Below are 21,928 nucleotides of genomic sequence, written 5' to 3' on the forward strand. Positions count from 1 at the left end.
CGGCTAGCGCGCTTCGACCGGTCGGTAGCGCCAGGTGATGCCTTGCGCGAACGGGCTCCACAGGCTGGTGCGGACACCGGCGAGCCGGAGCTTGTCCGCGACCCAGTTGTTGCAGGTGCTGACCGCGCTGGCCTTTCCGCGGCCATGGTAGAAGGCGTCATCCGGTCCGTATCCGGGGTGCTCGATGCGCCGCGGCACGCCGTCGAATTCGGCCCGGACCGCGGCCCACAGGCGGCGATATTCCGCGGGACGGAGGCGGAGGGCGTAGAGGTCGGCGCCCGGCTCCCGGGTCCGGTCGACATGGAGGACGCGGGTCCCTCCGGCGAGCGCCGACCAGATGGTGACGGGCCTGATCTCGGACCATGTCGGAGTTTCCAGATAGACCTGTCGCTCGCCGGCGCCGAAGCCGAACCAGCGCGGGTCATCCGGCGCGTCGGCAAAGTCGCCGGCCCGGATCAGCGGCCGCCAGTCGAGCCCCTGAGCGCGGGCGGGCATGATGATGTCGAGGTGCACGCCGTTCGAGCGAAGATAGATGGTGGTGCCCTCGTCGGGCTCCTTCCAGGCGGCGTTCACCGGCGTCAGCGAACCGGCCAGCGCCGCCGCCAGATAGAGCAGCGGGACCGCCGCCAGCACCCATGCCAGACGCCTCCACTTGCCTTGCTTGCCTCGTCGTCGTGCCAACCCCGTGTCCCCCGCCTTGCTTAAATGGTCCGCCCCAACTATCTGCGCCGCTCGTCGTCTTACCCAAGACGGCATCGGTCGGGGCGTAGCGCAGCCTGGTAGCGCATCACACTGGGGGTGTGGGGGTCGCAGGTTCGAATCCTGTCGCCCCGACCATTTTCTCTTCGCTTAGGTAAGAGCCGCTCGATCCCATGATCAACAGCAACCTGATGTTCAGTGCCGCGGCCGCCAACGGCGCTCCCGCCTCCGGTCCCGCCTTCCTGCTCGGGATCCTGCCCTGGCTCCTCATCTTCGTCATCTTCTATTTCCTGATGATCCGCCCGCAGCAGCGGCGCGTGAAGCAGCATCAGGAGATGATCGGCGCGATCAAGAAGGGCGACGAGGTCGTGACTGCCGGCGGTATCCGCGGCCGCGTCACCCGAGTCGTCGACGAGCGCGAGCTTGAGGTCGAGATCGCGCAGGGCGTCCGGGTGCGGGTGGTCCGCGCGACGCTGAGCCAGGTGCTGACACCGCAGACCAACCCGGCCAACGACTGATGTTCGAGCTTCCGCGCTGGAAGATCTGGGGCATCTTCCTGACCATCATCGTCGGGATCGCCTTCGCCATCCCGAGCCTGTTTCCGAAGAGCCAGGTCGCGACCTGGCCGGCGCTTGCGCCGCGGACCCAGATCGCGCTCGGGCTCGACCTTGCCGGCGGAAGCCAGCTGCTGCTCGAGGCCGACCTCGCCGACGCCGCCCGCCAGCGGCTCGCGGCGATGGAGGACAGTGTCCAGACCGAGCTTCGCCGGGCACCGCGGATCGCGGTCGGCGACATCTCGACCTCGGGTGGACGGATCAGCTTCATGCTGCGCGACCCGACCCAGATCGACGATGCCGTCGAGCGGGTCCGCACCCTGACCCAGGGCGTCGGACTGACCGGTGCCCGCACCTGGGACGTCACCACGCAGGACGGCAACCGGGTCTTCATGACCCAGACCGCGAGCGGGCAGGCCGAGGCGCTCAAGAATGCGATGAGCGTCGCGCGCGACGTTGTCCGCCGCCGCATCGATCCGTCGGGGACCAAGGAAGTCACCGTCATCAACCAGGGCCAGAACCGGATTTTGGTCCAGGTGCCGGGGATCGAGGATCCCGAGGCACTGAAGCGGCTGATCGGCCAGACCGCCCGGCTCGAGTTCAAGCTGGTCGACCAGAATGCCGATCCCAACCAGGTCGCGCAGGGCCGTGCCCCGGCCGGGAGCCAGGTCCTGCCGATGGCCGACGGCTCGGGCTCGATCGCGGTCCAGCGCCGGGTCATGGTGACCGGCGAGCAGGTCGCGCAGGCCAGCCAGACCTTCGACCAGCAGTCGGGCGCGCCCGTCGTCTCGATCCGCTTCGACAGCCAGGGAGCGCGCCGCTTCGGCCGCGCGACCACCGAGAACGTCCAGAAGCCGTTCGCGATCATCCTCGACAACAAAGTGCTGTCGGCGCCGAACATCAACGAGCCGATCCTCGGCGGGTCGGCGCAGATCAGCGGCAACTTCACCGTCGCCACCGCCAGCGAGCTGGCAATCTCGCTCTCGTCGGGCAAGCTTCCGGTCAAGCTCAACGTGATCGAGGAGCGGACCGTCTCGGCCGATCTCGGCAAGGATTCGATCGAGAGCGGCCTCATCGCCTCGGCCATCGCGATCCTCGCGGTGATGGCCTTCATGATCATCACATACGGCCGCTTCGGCGTCTATGCGAACATCGCGCTGGTGGTGAACGCCTTCCTGATCCTCGGAATCATGGGGATCTTCGGCTCGGCCCTGACCCTGCCCGGAATCGCCGGTTTCGTTCTCACCATCGGCGCGGCGGTCGACGCCAACGTGCTGATCAACGAGCGGATCCGCGAGGAGCAGCGGCGCGGCCGCAAGATGCTCGACGCGATCGACACCGGCTACAAGGAGGCGAGCACCGCCATCTTCGACGCCAACATCACCAACGTCATCGCCGCCGCGCTGATGTGGTATTTCGGCTCGGGACCGGTGCGCGGCTTCGCCATCGTGCTCCTGATCGGCATCATCACCTCGGTCTTCACAGCGGTGAACTTCACCCGCCTGCTCGTCGCTCTGTGGGTCAAGCGCAAGCGCCCGCGCGAGCTGCACATCTAGGCCCGGGGACCAACCCATGAAACTCCTCAAGCTCGTCCCGGACAACACCAACATCGACTTCATGCGGTGGCGCAACCTCGCGCTCATCCTGTCGATCTTGGTCACCGCCGCCAGCCTCACGCTGGTCGCGGTCAAGGGCCTCAACCTCGGCATCGACTTCGTCGGCGGCCAGGTCGTTCGCGCGACCTTCGCCCAGCCGGTCGACATCGAGGACCTGCGCGGGCGGATGAATGCGCTCAACGTCGGCGAGGCGAGCATCCAGGACTTCGGCGACAGCCGGACCTACCAGGTGCGCCTGCCGAGCCCTCCGGGCGACGCCGCCGAATCCGCTCGGATCGTCGGCGAAGTCCGGACCGCGCTGACGCAGCAATATCCCGGCGTGAAGGTCGGCGCCGGCGAGGCCGTGTCGGGCAAGGTCTCGGGCGAACTCGCGCAGGATGGCCTTCTCGCCATCAGCCTCGCGATGCTTGGCATCGCGATCTACATCTGGTTCCGGTTCGAATGGCAGTTCGGAATCGGAGCCCTGGTCACGCTGTTCCACGACGTCAGCATGATCCTCGGCTTCTTCGCCTTGACCCAGCTGCAGGTCGACCTCAACATCGTCGCCGCCTTCCTGGCGGTCGTTGGCTACTCGCTCAACGACACGGTCGTCATCTACGACCGGATCCGCGAGAACATGCGCAAGTATCGCAAGATGCAGATCGTGCAGTTGCTGAACCTGTCGCTCAACGAGACGCTCAGCCGGACCATGGTCACTTCGGGATCGATCATGCTCGCGCTGCTGATGCTGCTCATCTTCGGCCCCGACGTGATCTTCGGCCTCACCGTCGCCATCCTGCTCGGGACGTTCGTCGGCACCTATTCGTCGATCTACATCTCGGCGCCGATCCTCGTCTGGCTCGGGGTCAAGCCCGATAGCTTCCTTCGGGTCGAGGAGAAGAGCACCGAACTGCGCGGCAGCGACGGGGCGATGGTGTAAGCCGGGGTTCAGTTTGCCCGGCCCATCTGACGCTTGGCTCCCCACTCCGAACATCCTAGAAGGCCGTCCATGCTGAAGCCCACCCGTCCGCTCGTCCTCCTCCTCAGCCTCGCGGTGGTACTCCCGGTCGCGGGTTGCGCCGCCAACAAGACCAAGGGCGACACGGCCTACGTCGCCCGCGACGTCAACACGCTCTACTCGCTGGCGAAGGCGCGGCTCGACCGCCGCGACTATCCGACCGCGGCCAAGCTGTTCGACGAGGTCGAGCGCCAGCATCCCTATTCGGTCTGGGCCCGCCGCGCGCAGATGATGAGCGCGTTCAGCTACTATATGGCCGAATCCTATCCCGAAGCGGTGAGCTCGGCCCAGCGCTTCCTCACCATTCATCCGGGCAACAAGGACGCGCCTTACGCCAACTATCTGATTGCGATGAGCTACTACAATCAGATCAGTGACGTGACCCGCGACCAGAAGATCACCGGCCAGGCCGGCGATGCCTTCCAGGAACTGATCCGCCGCTATCCCGAGAGCCGCTACGCCGCCGATGCGCGCCTGAAGCTCGACCTCATCAACGACCAGCTCGCCGGCAAGGAGATGGAGGTCGGCCGCTACTACCAGCGCTCGGGCAACTGGCTCGCCAGCGTGAACCGCTTCCGCGAGGTGGTCGACAAGTATCAGACCACCACCCACACTCCCGAAGCGCTGATGCGCCTGACCGAGAGCTATCTCGCGCTCGGCATTCCCGCCGAGGCGGTGAAGTCGGCGGCGACTCTCGGCCGCAACTATCCGGGGACCGTCTGGTACGAGCGGGCGTACAGCCTCGTGCGCAAGCACGTGCCGAGCACGCCGCAGAGCGCAGCCTGAGCCGGAGGGCCGGGACTCCGCGATGCTGAGGCAGCTCGTCATCCGTGACGTGGTGCTGATCGACCGGCTGACCATCGATTTCGGACCGGGCCTCGGGGCCCTCACCGGCGAGACCGGCGCCGGCAAGTCGATCCTGCTCGATTCGCTCGGGCTCGCCCTCGGCATGCGCGCGGACAGCGGACTGGTGCGGGCGGGGCAGGACGCCGCCGCCGTCACCGCCGAGTTCGAGCTCGGCTCCGATCATGCCGCGAGCACCCTGCTCGACGAGGCGGGTGTCGAGGTCGATCCCGGCGAGCCGCTCATCTTTCGCCGCACCCTCAAGGCCGATGGAGGCAGCCGCGCCTTCCTTGCCGGCGGACCGGTCCCCGCCGCCACCCTTCGCGAAATCGGCTCGGGCCTGGTAGAGATCCACGGCCAGCACGACGACCGCGGCTTGCTCAATCCCAAGGGGCACCGGGCGCTGCTCGACAGCTTCGGGCGGGTCGACGGGGGCCCCGTGGCGAGGGCATGGGCGAGGCTGGCGGAGCTCCGCGCCGAACTCGCCCGGGTGGAGGCGGTCCAGGCCGACGCCGACAAGAACCGCGAGTGGCTCGACCACAGCATCGCCGAATTGGCCAAGCTCGAGCCCGAGGAAGGCGAGGAAGCCGCGCTTGCCGAGAGGCGGGCGGCGATGAAGCAGTTCGCCCGCATCCAGGAAGACCTCGATGGCCTGGCCGACCTGTTCGGCGGCGCCGACGGGGGGCTTTCGCAGCTCCGCCAGGCCGCGCGCCGGCTAGAGCGGATTGCCGATGCACACCCGATGCTGTCCGAAGCGCTGGCAGCGCTCGACCGCGGGCTGATCGAGGCCGGCGACGCCGAGGACAAGGTCGAGCGGGCACGTTCGGAACTCGCCTACTCGCCGACCGACCTCGACGAGGCCGAGGCGCGGCTGTTCGACCTGCGCGGTCTCGCCCGCAAGCACCGCGTCGAGCCCGACGAGCTCGCCGCCTTGCTCGTCCGGATGCAGGAGGAGCGGGCCGCACTTGACCGGGGGGACGAGCGCCTCGGCGAGCTCCAGCAGGCGCTCGAGGCCGCCGAAGCCGACTATGCCGCGGCCGCCGCGACGCTCAGCCAGGCGCGCCGCCAGGCCGCGCAGCGGCTCGACGCCGCGGTCGAAAGCGAGCTTCCCCCGCTCAAGCTCGAGGCCGCGCGCTTCAAGACCGTCGTCGCGCCCGCCGAGGCCGGGCCTAGCGGCGCGGACCGGGTCGAGTTCGAAGTGTCGACCAACCCCGGCGCGCCCTTCGGCCCGCTGACCAAGATCGCATCGGGCGGTGAGCTGTCGCGCTTCATCCTCGCGCTCAAGGTTGCGCTGGCGGAAGAGGGCGGGGCGTCGACCATGATCTTCGACGAGATCGACCGGGGGGTCGGCGGCGCGGTGGCGAGCGCGATCGGCGAACGGCTCCACCGCCTCGCCAGCCGCAGCCAGCTTCTGGTCGTCACGCACAGTCCGCAGGTGGCGGCACGGGCGCGGCATCACTACAGGATCGAAAAGAGCCACGGCGCCGAGGGCACACGGACCACCATCCGGTTGCTCGATCCCGACGAGCGGCGCGAGGAGATCGCGCGCATGCTGTCGGGAGCGGCGGTGACCGACGAGGCGCGGGCGCAGGCAGCCCGGCTGCTCGAGACGGCCTGAACAGGGAGACGACATGACCGAACGGACGATCGAGCACGAATATCGCGGCGAGCAGCTGCGCAGCGTCCACGTCGGGACCGGCGGGGCGGTTCGGGGAACCGTCATCATCGTCCCCACCGTGGCCGCGATCAGCGACCTCGAGCTTGGCTTTGCCCGCGACCTTGCCAGCCGCGGCTATGCCTGCCTCGTCGCCGACCTCTGGGGCCGCCGTTACACCATGCCCGACGAGCGCGACGTGGCGTTCGGACATATGGGCCAGCTCAAGGGCGACCGGGCGGCGCTCCGTGACCGGCTGCTCGACATCGTCGAAGTAGCCAAGGCGCAGGACGGAACCGACCCCGACAAGATCGCTGCGATCGGCTACTGCTTCGGCGGGCTTTGCGTCCTCGACCTCGCCCGTTCGGGCGCGCCGATCGCCGGCGTTGCCAGCTTCCACGGGCTGTTCGATGCTCCCGACCTGCCCCCGCGGCCGATCGCGGCCAAGGTCGTGGCCTTTCACGGCTGGAACGATCCGATGGTGCCGCCCGAAGCGGTGGTGGCGCTTGCCGCCGAGCTGACCGAAGCCGGCGCCGACTGGCAGATCCACGGCTACGGCCATGTCGGTCACGGCTTCACCAACCCCAACGCCGACCGCATCGGGGTCGACGGGGTCGCCTACAACAAGGCGGCGGCTCGGCGCAGCTGGGCGTCGCTGGGCAACTATCTGGACGAGCTGTTCGGCTAAGATGCCGGCCTATGTCGCGCTCCTGCGGGCGGTGAACGTGTCCGGGACCGGCATGCTGCCGATGGCCGAGCTCAGGGCGATGGGCGAAGCGTGCGGCTTCACCCAGGTCCGCACCCATATCGCGAGCGGCAATCTGCTGTTCGTCAGCGAGGCCGCGGAGCAGGAGGTTCGCGAAATCCTCGAGCAGCGGCTCGAGCGCTTCTTCGGGAAGCGCGTGCCCGTGTTCGTGCGTTCGGCCGCGGAGATGAGAATGATCGCCGACACCAACCCCTTCCCCGACGAGAAGGGCAGCCGCAACATGGTCTTCTTCCTGGCAGACCCCCCGCCCGCCGACCTCCTCGAGAAGGTCCGTGATCGCGGGGACGAGCGCATCGCGCTTGGAACCCGGGAATATTCGATCGCCTATGGCGAGGGCATCGGCACCAGCAAGCTCAAGCTGCCCGATCCCAACGGCCGGACCGCCCGCAACCGCAACAGCGTCGAGAAGATCGCCGCCCTTCTGGAGACGATGGCGTGAACGAGGTCGAGGCTGGCCGCCGGCTGCGCACGCTCGCGAAGGAGATCGCGCGCCACAACCGCCTGTACCACGATCGGGACGCGCCCGAGATCAGCGACGCCGATTACGACGCGCTGTTGCGCGAGAATGCGGCGCTCGAGGCTGAGTATCCGCAGCTGATCCGTGCCGATTCACCGAGCCGCCAGGTCGGCGCCGCGCCCTCGACCGTGCTCGCCAAGGTCACCCATGCCCGGCCGATGCTCAGCCTCGAGAACGCTTTCTCGGGCGAGGACGTCCACGAGTTCGTCCGCCGCGTCCGCCGTTTCCTCAGCCTGGCCGAAGCGGAGCCGGTGGCGCTCACCGCCGAGCCCAAGATCGACGGCCTGTCCTGCTCGCTGCGCTACGAGAAGGGTCAGCTGGTCCTCGCCGCGACCCGGGGCGATGGGGCAGTGGGCGAGGACGTGACCCCCAATGTCCGCACGATCGGCGACATCCCGCAGCAGCTCAGCGGCGCGCCCGAGATCCTCGAGGTCCGCGGCGAGGTCTACATGTCCAAGGCCGACTTCGCCGCGCTCAACCAGCGTCAGGCGGAGAGCGGCGGAAAGGTCTTCGCCAATCCGCGCAACGCCGCCGCGGGCTCGCTCCGCCAGAAGGACCCGGCGATCACCGCCGCGCGTCCGCTGCGCTTTCTCGCGCACGGCTGGGGCGAGCTGTCCGAGCCGCTCGGGACCACCCAGACAGAGGCGGTGGACCGGCTCCGGGCACTCGGCTTCCCGATCGACCAGCGGGTGGTGCGCTGTCCTGACGCTGACGCCGCGCTCGCCCATTATGCCGCCATCGAGCATGAGCGGGCCGACCTGCCGTTCGATATCGACGGCGTCGTCTACAAGCTCGACCGGCTCGACTGGCAGGAGCGTCTGGGCTTCGTTGGACGCGCCCCGCGCTGGGCGATCGCGCACAAGTTCCCGGCCGAGAAGGCCGAGACCACGCTCGAGCGGATCGAGATTCAGGTCGGGCGGACCGGCAAGCTGACCCCGATCGGCCGCCTCACCCCGGTCGGGGTCGGCGGGGTGATCGTCAGCAACGTCACCCTCCACAACCGGGACGAGATCGGTCGCTTGGCCCTTCGCGAAGGGGACCGGGTGCGGATCCAGCGTGCCGGCGACGTCATTCCGCAGGTGGTCGAGAACCTCACCCCCGACGAACCACGCGCGCCCTTCGTCTACCCCGACCACTGTCCGGCTTGCGGCTCCGAAGCGGTCGCCGAGGAAGGCGAGGTCGACATTCGCTGCACCGGCGGGCTGATTTGCCCGGCACAGCGGCTCGAGCGGCTGAAGCATTTCGTCAGCCGTGGCGCGATGGACATCGAGGGCCTGGGCGAGAAGACGATCGTCGAGTTCGTCGAGGCGGGGCTGGTCGAGAAGCCCTCCGACATCTTCCGGCTCCGCCGCGAGCAGATCCTCGGCCGCGAGGGCTGGAAGGAGAAGAGCGTCGACAACCTCCTCGCCGCGATCGAGGGCCGTAAGGGCTTCGATGGCGCCCGCCTCCTGTTCGGCCTCGGTATCCGCCATGTCGGCATCGTCACCGCGCGCGATTTGCTTAAATGCTTCGTCACCATCGAGGCGCTCGAATCTGCTGCACAGGGCGAGACCGGAATCGCCGAGCTGTCCGCGGTCGAGGGTGTGGGTCCGGTCGTGGCTGAAGCCGTCCACGACTTCTTCCACGAGCCGCACAACCGCGAGGAGGTCGCGGCGCTGCTCGAACTGGCGAGGCCGGCTCCGTTCGTGAGCCAGGCGCGCGAGACCGAATGGAGCGGGAAGACCATCGTCTTCACCGGCAGCCTCGAGACGATGAGCCGCGACGAGGCCAAGGCGCAGGCCGAGCGTCTCGGTGCGCGAGCCGCCGGCTCGGTCAGCGCCAAGACCGACCTCGTTGTCGCCGGACCCGGTGCCGGCTCGAAGCTCAAGAAGGCCGAGGAGCTCGGAATCCGGGTCGCGACCGAGGAGGAATGGGCACGGATCGTCGCCGAAGCATGACTCCGCGGTGACGGAACTTTGACAAATCGGTGACATTCATATTTCCTGTCGATGACAGACAGGAGATCATCCATGCGCGCCCTTCTCATCCTCGCTGCTTCCGCTTTTGCCGCCAGTCTGCCGGCTACCGCTGCGGAGCCCGAGTCGGTGCTGGTCGTGCAGGGAAGCCGCATGATGTCGGACAGCCAGCGCGCCGTCCGCTATGACGATCTCAGCCTCGCCTCGGCGCAGGGTCGCGAGCAGCTTCGCACCCGCGTCGCCTTCGCCATCGCCGACCTGTGCGACGCGAGCCGCTTCTCCGCGGTCGAGCCGACCGACGCGATGAAGTGCCGGGCCGAGACGTGGGCGAGCGTCGCGCCGCGCCTCGACCAGCTCAGCCCGCGGCTGGCCTCGCGCTGAGGACCAGCACCGGCCACTCGCCGGTGCCCTTATCCTCGACTTCGCAGCCGAGCGCACGATAGGCGCTCGCCACAGCCTCGGCCTGCGTGTCGAGCAGGCCCGCAAGGACGATCCTTCCCCCCGCCGCCGTCGCCGCGACGAAGTCCCCGGCAAGCTCGATCAGCGGTCCCGCGAGGATATTGGCAATCAGGAGGTCGAACGGCGCGCGCTCCGCCAGTGCCGGATGTGCCATCCCGTCGGCGACCGCCAGCACCAGCGCTCCCTCCGATTCCCCAAGCGATATCCGGTTGGCCCGGGCATTGTCGGCGGTAACGTCGATGCTGATCGGATCGATGTCGGTGGCGATCGTCCTCGCCTGCGGCCACAGCGCCATGGCGGCGAAGGCGAGCAGGCCCGTGCCGGTGCCGATGTCGGCGATATTGGCGAAGCGCTTGCCCTCGCGCTCGAGACGGTCGAGCGCCTCGAGGCAACCCTTGGTCGTGTGATGGTGCCCGGTCCCAAAGGCGAGGCCGGCGTCGATCAGGAAGTTGATCGCGCCGTCCTGCGCGGGATGCGCGGGCGTGCGGACGAAGAAGCGGCCGGCGCGGATCGGCTCGAGCCCGGCCTGGCTGCGGGTCACCCAATCCTCGTCCTCGAGCTCGGCCAGTTCGGGCTCGCCGCTGGCGAGCGTGCGCAGGCGGGCGATCACAGCATCGCTCGGGCGTTCCTCGAAATAGGCGTGGATCAGCCAGTCGTCCGGACGATGCTCGTCGGGCTCGTCGGCAACGATCACCGGCGGCTGGTCGAAGTCCGCGAAGGGCTCGTCCATCTCGCCGACGGCCTCGCCCTGTGCCCGCGTGCAGGACAACGTCACCCGCCAGCTCATTTGCCCGCGGCCTCCTTCGCAAGCCGCTCGTCGAGCTGCTTCGTCTTGGATGCCGCATATCCCTTGCAGCCCGACGGATCGAGCAGCGGCTGGCCCTTGGCAAAGCGGGCCCCCATGGCGCTCGCCGACGGGTGCGGCGTCAGGACGATGTCGCACTCGAGGGCCGCGACCTTCGCGATGCTCTCGCGGAACGAGGCGACCAGGGCAGGGTGGTCGGAGAAGCGAAAGTCGTCGCGGCTGACCGGGCTCAGGCTATCGGCGAAGACCATCGTGCGGCAGACCCCGCCATCGCAGCTGACCCACTGCCAGCTCATTGCGCCGGCAGTGTGGCCGGGAGTCGCGATCGCGGTCAGCTGGATGCCGCCGCTCCGGACCTTGTCGCCGTTGCCGACGGTGCGCGCGACCGGCACCCCGGGAAAGTCCTTGAGCAGGCCCTTTTGCGGATCGGCCTCGTCGCCGCGACCGGTGCGGAGAACGGCGGCGGCGGGGATCGAAGCCACGACCTGTGCGCCGGTCAGTTGCTGCAGCCGCGCCAGCCCGCCGACATGGTCGTGATGCTCGTGGCTTTGCAGCAGGTAGCGCACGTCCGACAGCTTGAAGCCGAGCCGCCGGACATTGGCGGCGACCAGGTCGGCGCCGGCTTCGGTCCCGCTGTCGATGAGCACATGGCCGTCCTTGTCGGTGATCAGGATGGCGCTGATCCCGCAGGTGCCGACATAATAACTGTTGCCGTGGATTCGGACCGGGGGCGCGGGCTTGTCCCAGTCGTCGCTGTCGCCGCAGATTCGGGCGAAGGCCGGGCCGGCCGTCGTGATCGGAGCGGGAAGGCGCTCCACCACCGCCGGGCGGCCGAGCGGGACGACGATCTGCTGCGCGGCGAGCGCCACGGCGAGGGCGCTAGCGAACATAGGAAGCTCCATTGACGTCGATTACGCTGCCGGTCGCGCTGGGCGGCGCATCGGTGGCGAGCCAGCGGATGGTCTCCCCGACCTCGGCGGCGCTCGCCACCCGGCCGAGCGGAATGTCGGCCAGTATCTTCTCGCCGCCGCGGCTGGCGAGATAGTCCTCGGTCATCTCGGTCACGGTGAAGCCCGGCGTGACGGCGTAGGCGAGGATGTTCTCCGCCGCATAGCCGCGCGCCACCGACTTGGTCATGGCGACCATCGCGCCCTTCGAGGCGGCATAATGCCAGTGCTGAGGCGAGTCCCCGCGATAGGCGGCGCGGCTCGCGACGTTGACGATCCGCCCGCCTCCATTCTCGCGGAAATGGAGGATCGCGAGGCGCGAGAGGTCGGCTGCCGACTGGAGGTTGACCTGCATGGTCCGGCCCCAAGCGGCGTGCCACTCGTCCATCCCGGCGGTGACGTCGACCCCCTCGAACACGCCGGCGTTGTTGACCAGCACGTCGATCCGGCCGAGCCGCTCGAGTGCATGGACCCAGCAGCGCTCCGCCTCGGCGGGGTTGGCGAAATCGGCCGCTACCAGGTCGTCGCCGCCCCTCGTCGAGGTGCCGAGCACCCGGTGCCCCGCTGTCCGAAGCGCGTCCGCCGCCGCCTTGCCGATGCCCCGGCTTGCGCCGGTGATGAGGATGTTCATGGACCCGCTCTGTCACCGCGGGCGCGCGCCCGCAATGACGAAGCGTGGGGTCAGGCGGCGAAGCGGGCGATGAACTCGGCGGTCGCGCTCTTGAACTCGCCGATCTGCTCGGAGAAGCGACCGAAGCCCTGCTCGACCCCGTCGATGTCGCGGGCGACATTCTCGGTGTCGGAGCGGATCGCGGCGATGGTCGAGCTCATCGAGTCGGCGGCGAGCGCCGTCTCGTCGACCGCGGCGGTGATCATCGTGACGGTCTGCGCCTGCAGCTCCATCGCCTGGCGGATCCGGTCGGCGGAGACCTGGACTTCCTCGACCGTGCCCTGGATCGAGCCGTTGGCCTCGACCGTCTGGCGGGTCGCCTGCTGGATCGCGGTGATCTTGGCGGTGATGTCGTCCGTCGCCCGCGCGGTCTGGCTGGCGAGGCTCTTCACTTCCTGCGCCACCACCGCGAAGCCGCGGCCGGCATCGCCCGCGCGCGCCGCCTCGATCGTGGCATTGAGCGCCAGCAGGTTGGTCTGGCCGGCAATGTCGCGGATCAGGCCGAGGATCGATTCAATCGCCTCGACATGGGAGGAAAGCGCCTGGCTGACCTTGACCGCCTGCGCCGCCTGGTCGCCAGCGCGGGTCGAGACGGTCGCCGCCGTCTCCACTTCCGAACGGGCATCCTCGATCGCGCGGATGAGGCCGGCCGCGGTATGCGCCGCCTCGCGCATCGCCACCGCCGACTGCTCGGCCGCGGCAGCGACTTCGCTGGTCTTGCCGAGCATTCCGCGGGTCGCGTTGGCGGTCGCGCTCGCCTGGCTTCGAAGCATGTCGCTGTCGCTGCTGGCGCGGGCCACCGAAGCGACGATCCGGCGGTTGAACTCCTCGGCCTTGGCCTGCTGCTCGCGATCGTGGACGGTCTGCTGGAACGAGATGGCGTGCGCGACGAAGACGTCGACTTCCATCATGTTGAGCTCGTGGATGGTGTGCGCGGCGGCGGCGCGCTCGACCGAGTCGGAGAAGGTCTCGCGCATCGCCGCGATCAGCGCGTCCGCCTCGCCCGACAGCCCCGCGAGCAGGGTCGTCAGCGACACATGCGCCTTCATCGCATCCTCGACATAGCCCTGTGCAATCCTGACCCAGCCGGCCTCGGGAAGGCGCAGGAACTTCTCGCGCAGATAGGGGAGGATTCGCTCGGCCAGCTGCTCGAGCTTGCGGTCGTCGAACTGCTGCTTGCCGTCGCTATGCTCGCGGTAACGGAGCCAGAAGGCGCGTGCCACCGAGCGCTCATGCTCGGCGATCGCGCTCCACAGGGCGGCGGCCCGCGCCGGGAGGTCGCCGGCAGGATCGAACGCGCGCAGGCGGCGCTGGTGGCTGGCATCGCTGGCTGGCATAAGCTCGTACTGCTCCTGGTCACAAAAGGTCGCTTGCACACCGGACTAGGGCTGATTGGTTAAAAGGCGGTTAGGCGCCTGCGGCTCGGCGGACTTTGGACTGCCTTGCCTCATGGGCGCGTGCGGCTTAGGGCAACCCACATCTTCCAAGCACTTCTGCCGGAGCAATCGTCCGTCTCATGGCGCGCAACACTGCAAGACCCCTCTCGCCCCATCTCACCATCTGGAAATGGGGACCGCACATGCTGGTCTCGATCCTCCACCGCGCCACCGGCGTGGCGCTGACGGTGGGCGGGCTGATCCTGCTGACCTGGTGGCTGCTCGCCCTGTCCGGAAGCGCGGAGGGCTACCAGACCTTCACCGACTTCGTCGGCTGGAAGGTCGGTCCGGTGCCGCTGATCCTGATCGGCCTCGTCGGCCTGACCTGGGCGTTCTTCCAGCACACGCTCTCGGGCATCCGGCACCTGATCATGGACATTGGCGCAGGCTTCGAGCTCAAGACCAACAAGAGCATGGCGATCGCCACCATCATCGGCTCGCTCCTGCTCACCGCGGCCTTCTGGGCCGTCATCCTGGGGAGGGCGGCATGACCGGTCCGAAGCAGATGGGCGCGCACGAGCGCAATGCGGTGCCGGACGGCAAGACCCCGCTCGGTCGGGTCCGCGGGCTCGGCTCGGCCGGCCACGGCGGCGAGCACTGGATCAAGGAGCGCGTGTCCTCGGCGGCGCTGCTTCTGCTCGGCACCTGGTTCCTCGTCTCGCTCTTGCTGCTGCCCGACTTCAGCCAGGGCACGATCAAGTCGTGGCTGTCCGAGCCCTTCGCCTTCGTTCCGATGGCGCTGTTCGTCTACCTCAGCTTCGAACACAGCTTCGAGGGCATGAAGGTCATTTCGGACGATTATCAGGGTGACGAGGCCGGGCGCATGACCTGGCACATCGCCAGCCTCTTCCTCCATGTCGGAGCCGGGGCGCTCGCCCTGTTCGCTCTTCTTCGCATCGCTTTCGGAGCCGCTTCCTGATGAGCCAGGCCTATCAGATTATCGATCATGTCTACGACGTGGTGGTGGTCGGCGCCGGCGGCGCGGGTCTCCGCGCCACCATGGGCGCGGCCGAGAAGGGGCTGAAGACCGCCTGCGTGACCAAGGTCTTCCCGACCCGCAGCCATACCGTCGCGGCGCAGGGCGGGATCGCCGCAAGCCTCGGCAACATGGGTCCGGACCACTGGACCTGGCACATGTACGACACCGTCAAGGGCTCCGACTGGCTCGGCGACCAGGACGCGATCGAATATCTCTGCCGCGAGGCGCCCGCCGCGGTCTACGAGCTCGAGCATGCCGGCCTTCCGTTCAGCCGGACCGAGGACGGCCGCATCTACCAGCGCGCCTTCGGCGGCATGACGCAGAACATGGGCGAGGGGCCCGCCGCGCAGCGCACCTGCGCCGCCGCCGACCGCACCGGTCACGCGATGCTCCACTCGCTCTACCAGCAGAGCCTCAAGTATAATTCCGACTTCTTCGTGGAATATTTCGCACTCGACCTGATCATGGTCGACGGCGAGTGCCGCGGGCTGATCGCCCTGTGCATGGAAGACGGGTCGATCCACCGCTTCCGCAGCCAGGCCGTGGTGCTGGCGACCGGCGGCTACGGCCGCTGCTACTTCTCGGCGACCTCGGCCCACACCTGCACCGGCGACGGCAATGCGATGGTGCTCCGCGCCGGCCTCCCGCTCCAGGATATGGAGTTCGTGCAGTTCCACCCGACCGGCATCTACGGCGCCGGCGTCCTCATCACCGAGGGTGCACGCGGCGAGGGCGGCTATCTCACAAATTCCGAAGGCGAGCGCTTCATGGAGCGCTATGCGCCTAGCGCCAAGGACCTCGCCAGCCGCGACGTCGTGTCGCGCTCGATGGCGATGGAGATCCGCGAAGGTCGCGGCGTCGGCAAGGAGAAGGACCATATCTTCCTTCACCTCGACCATATCGACCCGAAGATCCTCGCCGAGCGCCTTCCGGGCATCACCGAGACCGCCAAGATCTTCGCCGGGGTCGACATGACCCGCGAACCGATCCCGGTCACGCCGACCGTCCACTACAACATGGGCGGCATCCCGACCAACTATCACGGCGAGGTCGTCACGCTGAAGGACGGCGAGCCCGACAGCGTCGTCCCCGGCCTCTTCGCGGTCGGCGAGGCGGCGTGCGTCAGCGTCCACGGCGCCAATCGCCTGGGCTCGAACAGCCTGATCGACCTCGTCGTCTTCGGTCGCGCCGCCGGCCTCCGCCTCGGCGAGATCCTCAAGCCCGGCCAGGCGCAGAAGCTGCTTCCCGCCGACAGCGCCGAGCTTGCGCTCGGCCGGCTCGATCACTTCCGCCATGCCGATGGCGCGACTCCGACTGCCAGGCTCCGCAATGAGATGCAGCGGACGATGCAGGCCGACTGCGCGGTCTTCCGCACCGAGCGCACACTGGCCGAAGGCGTCGAGAAGATCGACCGCGTCTACAGCGGTCTCGGCGACATCAAGGTGACCGATCGCAGCCTCATCTGGAACACCGACCTGATCGAGACGATGGAGCTCGACAACATGCTCGGGCAGGCGGTCGTCACCATGCATTGCGCCGCCAACCGCAAGGAAAGCCGCGGCGCGCACATGCACGAGGACTACCCCAACCGCGACGACGCCAACTGGATGAAGCACACCATCGCCTGGTTCGAGGGCTGGGGTGGCAAGGGTGGCCGGGTCGGCATCGATTACCGCCCGGTCCACGACTACACGCTCACCGACGAGGTCGAGTACATCAAGCCCAAGGCGCGAGTGTACTGATCCTCGCGGCGCGCGCGCCGACATTTCTTGTCGGTGAGTGCGCGCGGCAGCAGCCAGCGTCAAATGCCGCGAAGTGCGCGATTGTAAGGCTTCAAGCCTCCCACCGCGCACCCGAGCGACGCGCCGACGGCTAGCCCAGGGTCTGCAGCAGGACGCCGAGCTGATCGAGTTGCGCCGGCAGGCCCTGCGCCGAGCCCTGCAGTGCTTCTTCGAGCTCCGCCGGGGTCGGGTAGAGCTCATGGTAGGTCAGCCGCGTCTTGCCGCCCTCGTCGGCGAAGGTGACCGTCGTCACCGCGCCCGCTTCCTCACCATTTTCGTCGTTGGTCCAGACGATCCGCTCTCCTGGGACGACGTCGAGATACTTGCCGTGGAAGGCGGCATTTTCGCCGGTGCCGCCGTCGAACTCGAGCCGGTACTTGCCGCCGGTCCGAACATCCATCTCGCAACCGACGAGCCGGATGCCGAAACCTTCTGGCACCCACCACTGGCGGAACAGGTCTGCCTCGGCCCATGCTCGATATACGAGCGCCGGGGACGCATCGAACAGGCGGGTGGCGACCAGCTCGCGGTCCCCCTTCCGCTCGACGATCGTGTCCTTGAACATCGAGTGCTTAGTCGCTTGGGCGTCCATGCTCTTCCTCCTGCTTCAACGCATCGAGCACGCGGTCGAGGGCGTCGAAGCGCGCCTCGAACGATGCCCGTACCTGTTCGATGAACCGCGCTTCCGCGGCGAGGCTGTGCGGACCGAGGCGGCAGATCCGGACCCGTCCGACCTTTTCGGTCGCGACCAGTCCGACCCGCTCGAGCACCGCGATGTGCTTCTTCATGCCGGTGACCGTCATGTTGAAGCGCTCCGCCAGCACTGTGACCGACGCCTCTTCCGTGCCGAGCTGCACGATCACCCCGCGTCGGGTCGAGTCGGCCAAGGCCGCGAAGGAATGATCGAGGGCAAGAGAATCAAACTGAACCATCAAGTTCAGTGTTGCGCTTCTGTCGTGCGAATTACAAGCGCCTGGCTTGTGTCAGTGACAGTCTTGGTCGCTTACGCGGAGGCGAGCAACAGCGAAAAGCACGACGAAATGTGCAAAAACGTCGATGAACCGTTGACGACGAACCGTGCTGTTTTGTAGACGAGCTGCTCACGTCAGAGGAGTACCCCCATGTTCTCACGTGCGCAGGAGCGCTCGCCGGGGCGCAAGTTCATGCTTGCCATCCTGGTCGGCCTCGCCCTCAGTGTTCCCCTCTTCATCACCTGGATGCTGGTCTACGACCGCCAGTCGCAATCCGAGCAGGCACGCTCGTCGATCACCGAGGGGTGGGGCGGTCCGCAGTCGCTCGACGGCCCCCTGCTGATCATTCCCTATCGCGCCACAACCTCCGAGACGGTGATCGAGAACGGTCGCAGCGTCACCCGCACCCGCGACATCGAGCGGCGGCTCGAGCTGTCGCCCGAGGTCGTCATGCTCGACACCTCCCTCAGGCCCGACCGGCGCAAGCGGTCGATCTACGAGGCGGTGGTCTACGATGCCTCGAACAAGGGCAAGGCGCGCTTCGTCCTCCCGCCCGACCTGCAGCGCTTCGGAGTCCAGCCGGGCACACTCGTCCTCGCCCGCGCCGAGCTCCGCTTCGGACTCAGCGATCCGCGTGGCCTCGGCGCCAACCCGCGCATCTCGGTCGGCGGCCGCCCGCTTCGCCTTCAGCCCGGCGGCGGCAGCAGCGGCGGCCGCGGCTTCTTCGCCTTCGTCGACGCCGCGCCGCTCGCCGCCCAGCCCATGCTGGTCGACTTCGCCTTCGAATTTCGCGGCAATGCCCTGCTCGACCTCAGCCCCGACGCGGGCGACACGCGTTGGACGGTGCGTTCGAGCTGGCCGCATCCGTCCTTCACCGGCGACTTCCTTCCCGCCGAGCGCTCGGTGAGCAAGGACGGCTTCTCGGCGACTTACCGGGTCGGCAATCTCGCGCTCGGCCGCGCCCTCGTCTCCACCAACGAACCCGGCGCACGTCGCCTCGAGGGACCGCCGCCGCCGATCGCGACGTCGGACTCTGATCCGGCCCGGCGGGAACAGGCGCGGATCAGCCTGATCCAGCCGGTCGATCTCTACGCGCAGGTCGATCGCGCTGCGAAGTACGGCTTCCTGTTCATCGCCTTCACCTTCCTTGCGCTCCTGATGTTCGACATCATCGGCGGGGTGGCCGTATCGACGGTCGAATATCTGCTGATGGGCGCGGCGCTGGTGCTGTTCTTCGTCCTGCTGCTGGCGTTCGCCGAGGTCATCGGCTTCACCGCCGCCTACATCCTCGCCTCCGCCGCGATCGCCGGGCTCAACACTGCATACTCGGCGGCGGTGCTGAAAAGCTGGCGGCGCGGCTATGTGATCGGCGCCTTGCTGATCGGCCTCTACGCCGTGCTCTACGTGCTGCTCAGCCTCGAGGCCTTCAGCCTGCTGATCGGCTCGTTGCTGCTGTTCGTCGCGCTTGCCGGGGTGATGTATGTCACCCGGAACCTCGACTGGGCCGGGCGGGGCACCGGCACCGTCGAAGGGATGCCGGCCTGACGTCCTGACCGGAATGGGGCCGGGTGACGCGACCCGGCCCCATTCTTGCTTCGCCTCAACTCCGCTCGCGCACCGCGCTGAAGGTGATCGCCGGCCAGTCCTGCTGGAAGCGGCCATGCTCCCAGGCGTTGCGCATCAGCAGCACCGGCACTCCGTCCTGGTCCTCGGCCATATTCGAGCGGAGCGTCTCGGTCAGCCGCTTGAGCTCGGCCGGGTCGTCCGACCGGACCCAGCGCGCGACCTCGTACGGCGAGGGCTCGAACTCGAGCTTGGCGCCATATTCCTGCTCGAGCCTCGTCTGCAGCACGTCGAGCTGCAGCTCGCCGATGACCCCGACGATCCAGGCCGAGCCGATCACCGGCTTGAACAGCCGGATGACGCCTTCCTCGGCAAGGTCGGCGAGGCCGCGGCGCATCTGCTTTACCTTGAGCGGATCGCCCAGCCGCACCCGGCGCAGGATTTCGGGCGCGAAGTCGGGAAGGCCGGTGAAGGTGACATCGCCCTTTTCGGTCAGCGTGTCGCCGACCCTTAGTGTGCCGTGATTGGGGATGCCGACGATGTCGCCCGCCACCGCGCCATGCGCGAGCTCGCGATCGCGGGCGAAGAAGGTGATCGGATTGTGCAGCGCCAGCGCCTTTCCGCCGCGGCTATTCTGGACCTTCATGCCGCGCGTCAGCTTGCCCGAGCAGACCCGGACGAAGGCGACCCGGTCGCGGTGATTGGGGTCCATATTGGCCTGGACCTTGAAGACGAAGCCCGTCAGCCGCGGCTCGTCGGGGCTGACCGGTGCCGGGCGAGCGGGCTGCGGTTGCGGCGGCGGCCCGTCTGTGGCGAGGATGTCGAGCAGTTGCTCGATCCCGAATCCGCGCAGCGCGCTTCCGAAGACGACGGGGGTGAGGTCGCCCGCCCGGAAGGCCTCGCGGTCGAACTCGGGATAGGAAGCGAGCGCCAGCCCACCTTCCTCGGCAAGGCTCGCGGCCGCATCGCCCGGGATGGCCTTCCCGATAGCCGGATCGTCGATGCTCCCCGCGTCGATCCACTTGCCGGGGACGACGCCGTCGCGGCGGTCGGCGATCAGGAACTGCGCGCGCCGCAGGTCATAGAGGCCGTGGAACAGCCCGCCGATCCCCGTCGGCCAGTTCTGCGGTGAGACGTCGAGCTGGAGCACCTCGGCGATCTCGTCGAGCAGCTCGAACGGGCTCTTTCCCTCGCGGTCGACCTTGTTGACGAAGGTGACGATCGGCACGTTCCGGATCCGGCAGACCTCGAACAGCTTGCGGGTCTGCGGCTCGATCCCCTTGGCCGCGTCGATCACCATGATCGCGCAATCGACCGCGGTCAGCGTGCGATAGGTGTCCTCGGAGAAGTCCTGGTGCCCCGGCGTGTCGAGCAGGTTGAACAGGATCGCCCCGCGCTGGAACGTCATCACCGAGCTCGTCACCGAGATCCCGCGCTGCTGCTCGATCTTCATCCAGTCCGAGCGCGCCCGCCTGCGGTCGCCGCGCGCCTTGACCTCGCCCGCCTCGTGGACCGCGCCGGCGGCGTGAAGCAGTCCCTCGGTCAGCGTGGTCTTGCCGGCGTCGGGGTGCGAGATGATGGCGAAGGTGCGACGCTCGAGCGCGCTGAACGAGAGGTCGCCCTGGCGATCCTGCTCGCCGGGAGTGGGGCTTTCGGAAAACAACGAGTGGCTCCTGCCCGGCCGCGGTCGCGCCGGTTCAATGTCGATGCGACGCCGCTTAGTCGATGTGGGGCCGAACGCGAAGGGGGCGGCGATGATGCCGCTTCCCGGACCCTCGCGAAATGGTTGGGAAACGAACTCGGATCGGCTAGGCGCGACCGCTTATGACTGATCCGATCCCCCCGAAGAGCATCTTCCCCGACGCCAAGGTCGACGCCGAAGCCGCCAAGCACATTCCGTCCTCGCCGCAGACCGAGGATCCGGCCTACAAGCTGGCCTTCCAGGACAAGGACTTCCTCCTCCGTCCGGACCTCCGCCCCGTGCGCTTCCAGCTCGAGCTGCTCAAGCCCGAGCTGTTCCTCGACGAGCAGAAGATCGGCTCGACCTTCGTCTTCTACGGCTCGGCCCGCGTTCCCGAGCCAGAGAAGGCCAAGGCGCTGCTCGCCAATGCGAAGAGCGACAAGGAAAAGCTGATCGCCGAGCGGCTGGTCGCCAAGTCGCATTATTACGACGTCGCGCGCGAGCTCGCGCAGATGGTCAGCAAGACCGACCGCGACGAGGAGGGCAAGCGCCACTTCGTCGTCTGCTCGGGCGGCGGACCCTCGTTCATGGAGGCTGCGAACCGCGGTGCTCAGGACGTCGGCGAAGAGTCGATCGGGCTCAACATCGTGCTCCCGCATGAGCAGCTGCCCAATCCCTACGTCACTCCCTCGCTCTCCTTCCAGTTCCACTACTTCGCGCTGCGCAAGATGCACTTCCTGCTTCGCGCCCGCGCCGTGGCGGTGTTCCCGGGCGGCTTCGGCACCTTCGACGAGATGTTCGAGCTGCTGACGCTCATCCAGACCGGCAAGGTCCGGCCGCTTCCGATCCTCCTCTACGGCCGCGAGTTCTGGGAGCGCGTGGTGAACTTCGAGGCACTGGTCGAGGAGGGCGTCATCTCCGAGCGCGACCTCGATCTGCTGACCTGGTGCGAGACCGCAGAAGAGGGCTGGGCCAAGGTCTGCGACCATTACGCCAAGGACCAGCCTCAGGTGCGCGCGGCGGGCTGACCGCCAC

General features: G+C 68.0%; 22 protein-coding genes and 1 tRNA gene. 15 read left to right on the forward strand and 8 right to left on the reverse strand.

Annotation, left to right across the window (positions count from 1 at the left end; all coding sequences use genetic code 11):
• Positions 1 to 3: 3 nt before the first annotated feature.
• A complete protein-coding gene (locus ABD727_RS02310) occupies positions 4 to 633 on the reverse strand; it encodes a TIGR02117 family protein (RefSeq protein WP_344705774.1) in 630 nt (209 codons plus the stop codon).
• Positions 634 to 760: 127 nt separating this feature from the next.
• On the opposite strand from ABD727_RS02310, the gene ABD727_RS02315 reads away from it, so the two are divergent.
• From ABD727_RS02315 to ABD727_RS02360, 10 genes are all read left to right on the forward strand, one after another.
• A tRNA-Pro gene (locus ABD727_RS02315) sits at positions 761 to 837 on the forward strand.
• A gap of 35 nt (positions 838 to 872) precedes the next feature.
• Positions 873 to 1,217: a preprotein translocase subunit YajC gene (gene yajC, locus ABD727_RS02320; RefSeq protein WP_344705775.1), complete on the forward strand. Its 345-nt coding sequence runs from the start codon at positions 873 to 875 to the stop codon at positions 1,215 to 1,217.
• Positions 1,217 to 2,809: a protein translocase subunit SecD gene (gene secD / locus ABD727_RS02325; protein ID WP_344705776.1), complete on the forward strand. Its 1,593-nt coding sequence runs from the start codon at positions 1,217 to 1,219 to the stop codon at positions 2,807 to 2,809. The genes yajC and secD overlap by 1 nt, the downstream gene beginning before the upstream one ends.
• Before the next feature lie 16 nt (positions 2,810 to 2,825).
• Positions 2,826 to 3,788: a protein translocase subunit SecF gene (gene secF, locus ABD727_RS02330; RefSeq protein ID WP_344705777.1), complete on the forward strand. Its 963-nt coding sequence runs from the start codon at positions 2,826 to 2,828 to the stop codon at positions 3,786 to 3,788.
• A gap of 69 nt (positions 3,789 to 3,857) precedes the next feature.
• Complete coding sequence (locus ABD727_RS02335; protein ID WP_344705778.1) at positions 3,858 to 4,652, forward strand: outer membrane protein assembly factor BamD; 795 nt, start codon at positions 3,858 to 3,860, stop codon at positions 4,650 to 4,652.
• Between the two features lie 22 nt (positions 4,653 to 4,674).
• A complete protein-coding gene (gene recN / locus ABD727_RS02340; RefSeq protein WP_344705779.1) occupies positions 4,675 to 6,327 on the forward strand; it encodes a DNA repair protein RecN in 1,653 nt (550 codons plus the stop codon).
• Positions 6,328 to 6,340: 13 nt separating this feature from the next.
• Positions 6,341 to 7,051 (forward strand): dienelactone hydrolase family protein, encoded by a 711-nt coding sequence (locus ABD727_RS02345; RefSeq protein ID WP_344705780.1) that lies wholly within the window; start codon positions 6,341 to 6,343, stop codon positions 7,049 to 7,051.
• A 1-nt stretch (position 7,052) separates the two neighbouring features.
• The gene (locus ABD727_RS02350) at positions 7,053 to 7,568 is read left to right on the forward strand and encodes a DUF1697 domain-containing protein (RefSeq protein ID WP_344705781.1); all 516 of its coding nucleotides are present in this window, start codon (positions 7,053 to 7,055) and stop codon (positions 7,566 to 7,568) included.
• A complete protein-coding gene (gene ligA, locus ABD727_RS02355) occupies positions 7,565 to 9,583 on the forward strand; it encodes an NAD-dependent DNA ligase LigA (protein WP_344705782.1) in 2,019 nt (672 codons plus the stop codon). Before ABD727_RS02350 ends, ligA begins: the two co-directional genes overlap by 4 nt.
• Positions 9,584 to 9,655: 72 nt before the next feature.
• Positions 9,656 to 9,982, forward strand: a complete 327-nt coding sequence (locus ABD727_RS02360; RefSeq protein WP_344705783.1) for a UrcA family protein — start codon at positions 9,656 to 9,658, stop codon at positions 9,980 to 9,982.
• Here ABD727_RS02360 and ABD727_RS02365 read toward each other — a convergent pair.
• The 4 genes from ABD727_RS02365 to ABD727_RS02380 are packed head-to-tail and all read right to left on the reverse strand — an operon-like array spanning position 9,957 to position 13,819.
• Entirely contained in the window at positions 9,957 to 10,847 is an 891-nt protein-coding gene (locus ABD727_RS02365; RefSeq protein ID WP_344705784.1) for a 50S ribosomal protein L11 methyltransferase, read from the reverse strand. The genes ABD727_RS02360 and ABD727_RS02365 overlap by 26 nt on opposite strands.
• Positions 10,844 to 11,755 carry a subclass B3 metallo-beta-lactamase gene (gene bla, locus ABD727_RS02370; protein WP_344705785.1) on the reverse strand — a complete coding sequence of 304 codons (912 nt, stop codon included), beginning with the start codon at positions 11,753 to 11,755 and terminating at the stop codon, positions 10,844 to 10,846. The genes ABD727_RS02365 and bla overlap by 4 nt, the downstream gene beginning before the upstream one ends.
• Positions 11,745 to 12,443 carry an SDR family NAD(P)-dependent oxidoreductase gene (locus ABD727_RS02375; RefSeq protein WP_344705786.1) on the reverse strand — a complete coding sequence of 233 codons (699 nt, stop codon included), beginning with the start codon at positions 12,441 to 12,443 and terminating at the stop codon, positions 11,745 to 11,747. The genes bla and ABD727_RS02375 overlap by 11 nt, the downstream gene beginning before the upstream one ends.
• A 50-nt stretch (positions 12,444 to 12,493) precedes the next feature.
• Complete coding sequence (locus ABD727_RS02380; RefSeq protein ID WP_344705787.1) at positions 12,494 to 13,819, reverse strand: methyl-accepting chemotaxis protein; 1,326 nt, start codon at positions 13,817 to 13,819, stop codon at positions 12,494 to 12,496.
• A 179-nt stretch (positions 13,820 to 13,998) separates the two neighbouring features.
• On the opposite strand from ABD727_RS02380, the gene sdhC reads away from it, so the two are divergent.
• The 3 genes from sdhC to sdhA are packed head-to-tail and all read left to right on the forward strand — an operon-like array spanning position 13,999 to position 16,639.
• Entirely contained in the window at positions 13,999 to 14,409 is a 411-nt protein-coding gene (gene sdhC, locus ABD727_RS02385) for a succinate dehydrogenase, cytochrome b556 subunit (protein ID WP_344705788.1), read from the forward strand.
• Positions 14,406 to 14,837 carry a succinate dehydrogenase, hydrophobic membrane anchor protein gene (gene sdhD / locus ABD727_RS02390; protein ID WP_344705789.1) on the forward strand — a complete coding sequence of 144 codons (432 nt, stop codon included), beginning with the start codon at positions 14,406 to 14,408 and terminating at the stop codon, positions 14,835 to 14,837. The genes sdhC and sdhD overlap by 4 nt, the downstream gene beginning before the upstream one ends.
• On the forward strand, positions 14,837 to 16,639 hold the full coding sequence (sdhA, locus tag ABD727_RS02395; RefSeq protein WP_344705790.1) for a succinate dehydrogenase flavoprotein subunit: 1,803 nt from the start codon (positions 14,837 to 14,839) through the stop codon (positions 16,637 to 16,639). Before sdhD ends, sdhA begins: the two co-directional genes overlap by 1 nt.
• Positions 16,640 to 16,769: 130 nt before the next feature.
• Here the strand turns inward: sdhA and ABD727_RS02400 are convergent, their stop codons facing one another.
• Both ABD727_RS02400 and ABD727_RS02405 read right to left on the reverse strand, forming a co-directional pair.
• Positions 16,770 to 17,270 (reverse strand): SRPBCC domain-containing protein, encoded by a 501-nt coding sequence (locus tag ABD727_RS02400; protein ID WP_344705791.1) that lies wholly within the window; start codon positions 17,268 to 17,270, stop codon positions 16,770 to 16,772.
• Positions 17,251 to 17,565 carry a helix-turn-helix domain-containing protein gene (locus ABD727_RS02405; RefSeq protein WP_344705792.1) on the reverse strand — a complete coding sequence of 105 codons (315 nt, stop codon included), beginning with the start codon at positions 17,563 to 17,565 and terminating at the stop codon, positions 17,251 to 17,253. The genes ABD727_RS02400 and ABD727_RS02405 overlap by 20 nt, the downstream gene beginning before the upstream one ends.
• 234 nt (positions 17,566 to 17,799) lie before the next feature.
• Here ABD727_RS02405 and creD point away from each other — a divergent pair, with 234 nt between their 5' ends.
• Positions 17,800 to 19,194, forward strand: coding sequence for a cell envelope integrity protein CreD (gene creD, locus ABD727_RS02410; RefSeq protein ID WP_344705793.1), 1,395 nt, complete (start codon positions 17,800 to 17,802; stop codon positions 19,192 to 19,194).
• Positions 19,195 to 19,249: 55 nt separating this feature from the next.
• Here the strand turns inward: creD and ABD727_RS02415 are convergent, their stop codons facing one another.
• Positions 19,250 to 20,875, reverse strand: a complete 1,626-nt coding sequence (locus tag ABD727_RS02415) for a peptide chain release factor 3 (RefSeq protein WP_344705794.1) — start codon at positions 20,873 to 20,875, stop codon at positions 19,250 to 19,252.
• A 161-nt stretch (positions 20,876 to 21,036) separates the two neighbouring features.
• Between ABD727_RS02415 and ABD727_RS02420 the strand changes: the two genes are divergently transcribed.
• Positions 21,037 to 21,921, forward strand: coding sequence for an LOG family protein (locus ABD727_RS02420; protein WP_344705795.1), 885 nt, complete (start codon positions 21,037 to 21,039; stop codon positions 21,919 to 21,921).
• The last annotated feature ends 7 nt before the right edge of the window (positions 21,922 to 21,928 follow it).

It is taken from the genome of Sphingomonas swuensis (genome assembly GCF_039538045.1).
In the GTDB taxonomy this organism is placed as follows: domain Bacteria; phylum Pseudomonadota; class Alphaproteobacteria; order Sphingomonadales; family Sphingomonadaceae; genus Sphingomicrobium; species Sphingomicrobium swuense.

Bases quoted from the DNA above. Each gene is read 5' to 3' on its own strand.
- yajC (WP_344705775.1), top strand. From the start codon at position 873: ATGATCAACAGCAACCTGATGTTCAGTGCCGCGGCCGCCAACGGCGCT.
- secD (WP_344705776.1), top strand. From the start codon at position 1,217: ATGTTCGAGCTTCCGCGCTGGAAGATCTGGGGCATCTTCCTGACCATC.
- secF (WP_344705777.1), top strand. From the start codon at position 2,826: ATGAAACTCCTCAAGCTCGTCCCGGACAACACCAACATCGACTTCATG.
- ABD727_RS02335 (WP_344705778.1), top strand. From the start codon at position 3,858: ATGCTGAAGCCCACCCGTCCGCTCGTCCTCCTCCTCAGCCTCGCGGTG.
- recN (WP_344705779.1), top strand. From the start codon at position 4,675: ATGCTGAGGCAGCTCGTCATCCGTGACGTGGTGCTGATCGACCGGCTG.
- ABD727_RS02345 (WP_344705780.1), top strand. From the start codon at position 6,341: ATGACCGAACGGACGATCGAGCACGAATATCGCGGCGAGCAGCTGCGC.
- ABD727_RS02350 (WP_344705781.1), top strand. From the start codon at position 7,053: ATGCCGGCCTATGTCGCGCTCCTGCGGGCGGTGAACGTGTCCGGGACC.
- ABD727_RS02360 (WP_344705783.1), top strand. From the start codon at position 9,656: ATGCGCGCCCTTCTCATCCTCGCTGCTTCCGCTTTTGCCGCCAGTCTG.
- ABD727_RS02365 (WP_344705784.1), bottom strand. From the start codon at position 10,847: ATGAGCTGGCGGGTGACGTTGTCCTGCACGCGGGCACAGGGCGAGGCC.
- bla (WP_344705785.1), bottom strand. From the start codon at position 11,755: ATGTTCGCTAGCGCCCTCGCCGTGGCGCTCGCCGCGCAGCAGATCGTC.
- ABD727_RS02375 (WP_344705786.1), bottom strand. From the start codon at position 12,443: ATGAACATCCTCATCACCGGCGCAAGCCGGGGCATCGGCAAGGCGGCG.
- ABD727_RS02380 (WP_344705787.1), bottom strand. From the start codon at position 13,819: ATGCCAGCCAGCGATGCCAGCCACCAGCGCCGCCTGCGCGCGTTCGAT.
- sdhC (WP_344705788.1), top strand. From the start codon at position 13,999: ATGGCGCGCAACACTGCAAGACCCCTCTCGCCCCATCTCACCATCTGG.
- sdhD (WP_344705789.1), top strand. From the start codon at position 14,406: ATGACCGGTCCGAAGCAGATGGGCGCGCACGAGCGCAATGCGGTGCCG.
- sdhA (WP_344705790.1), top strand. From the start codon at position 14,837: ATGAGCCAGGCCTATCAGATTATCGATCATGTCTACGACGTGGTGGTG.
- ABD727_RS02400 (WP_344705791.1), bottom strand. From the start codon at position 17,270: ATGGACGCCCAAGCGACTAAGCACTCGATGTTCAAGGACACGATCGTC.
- creD (WP_344705793.1), top strand. From the start codon at position 17,800: ATGTTCTCACGTGCGCAGGAGCGCTCGCCGGGGCGCAAGTTCATGCTT.
- ABD727_RS02420 (WP_344705795.1), top strand. From the start codon at position 21,037: ATGACTGATCCGATCCCCCCGAAGAGCATCTTCCCCGACGCCAAGGTC.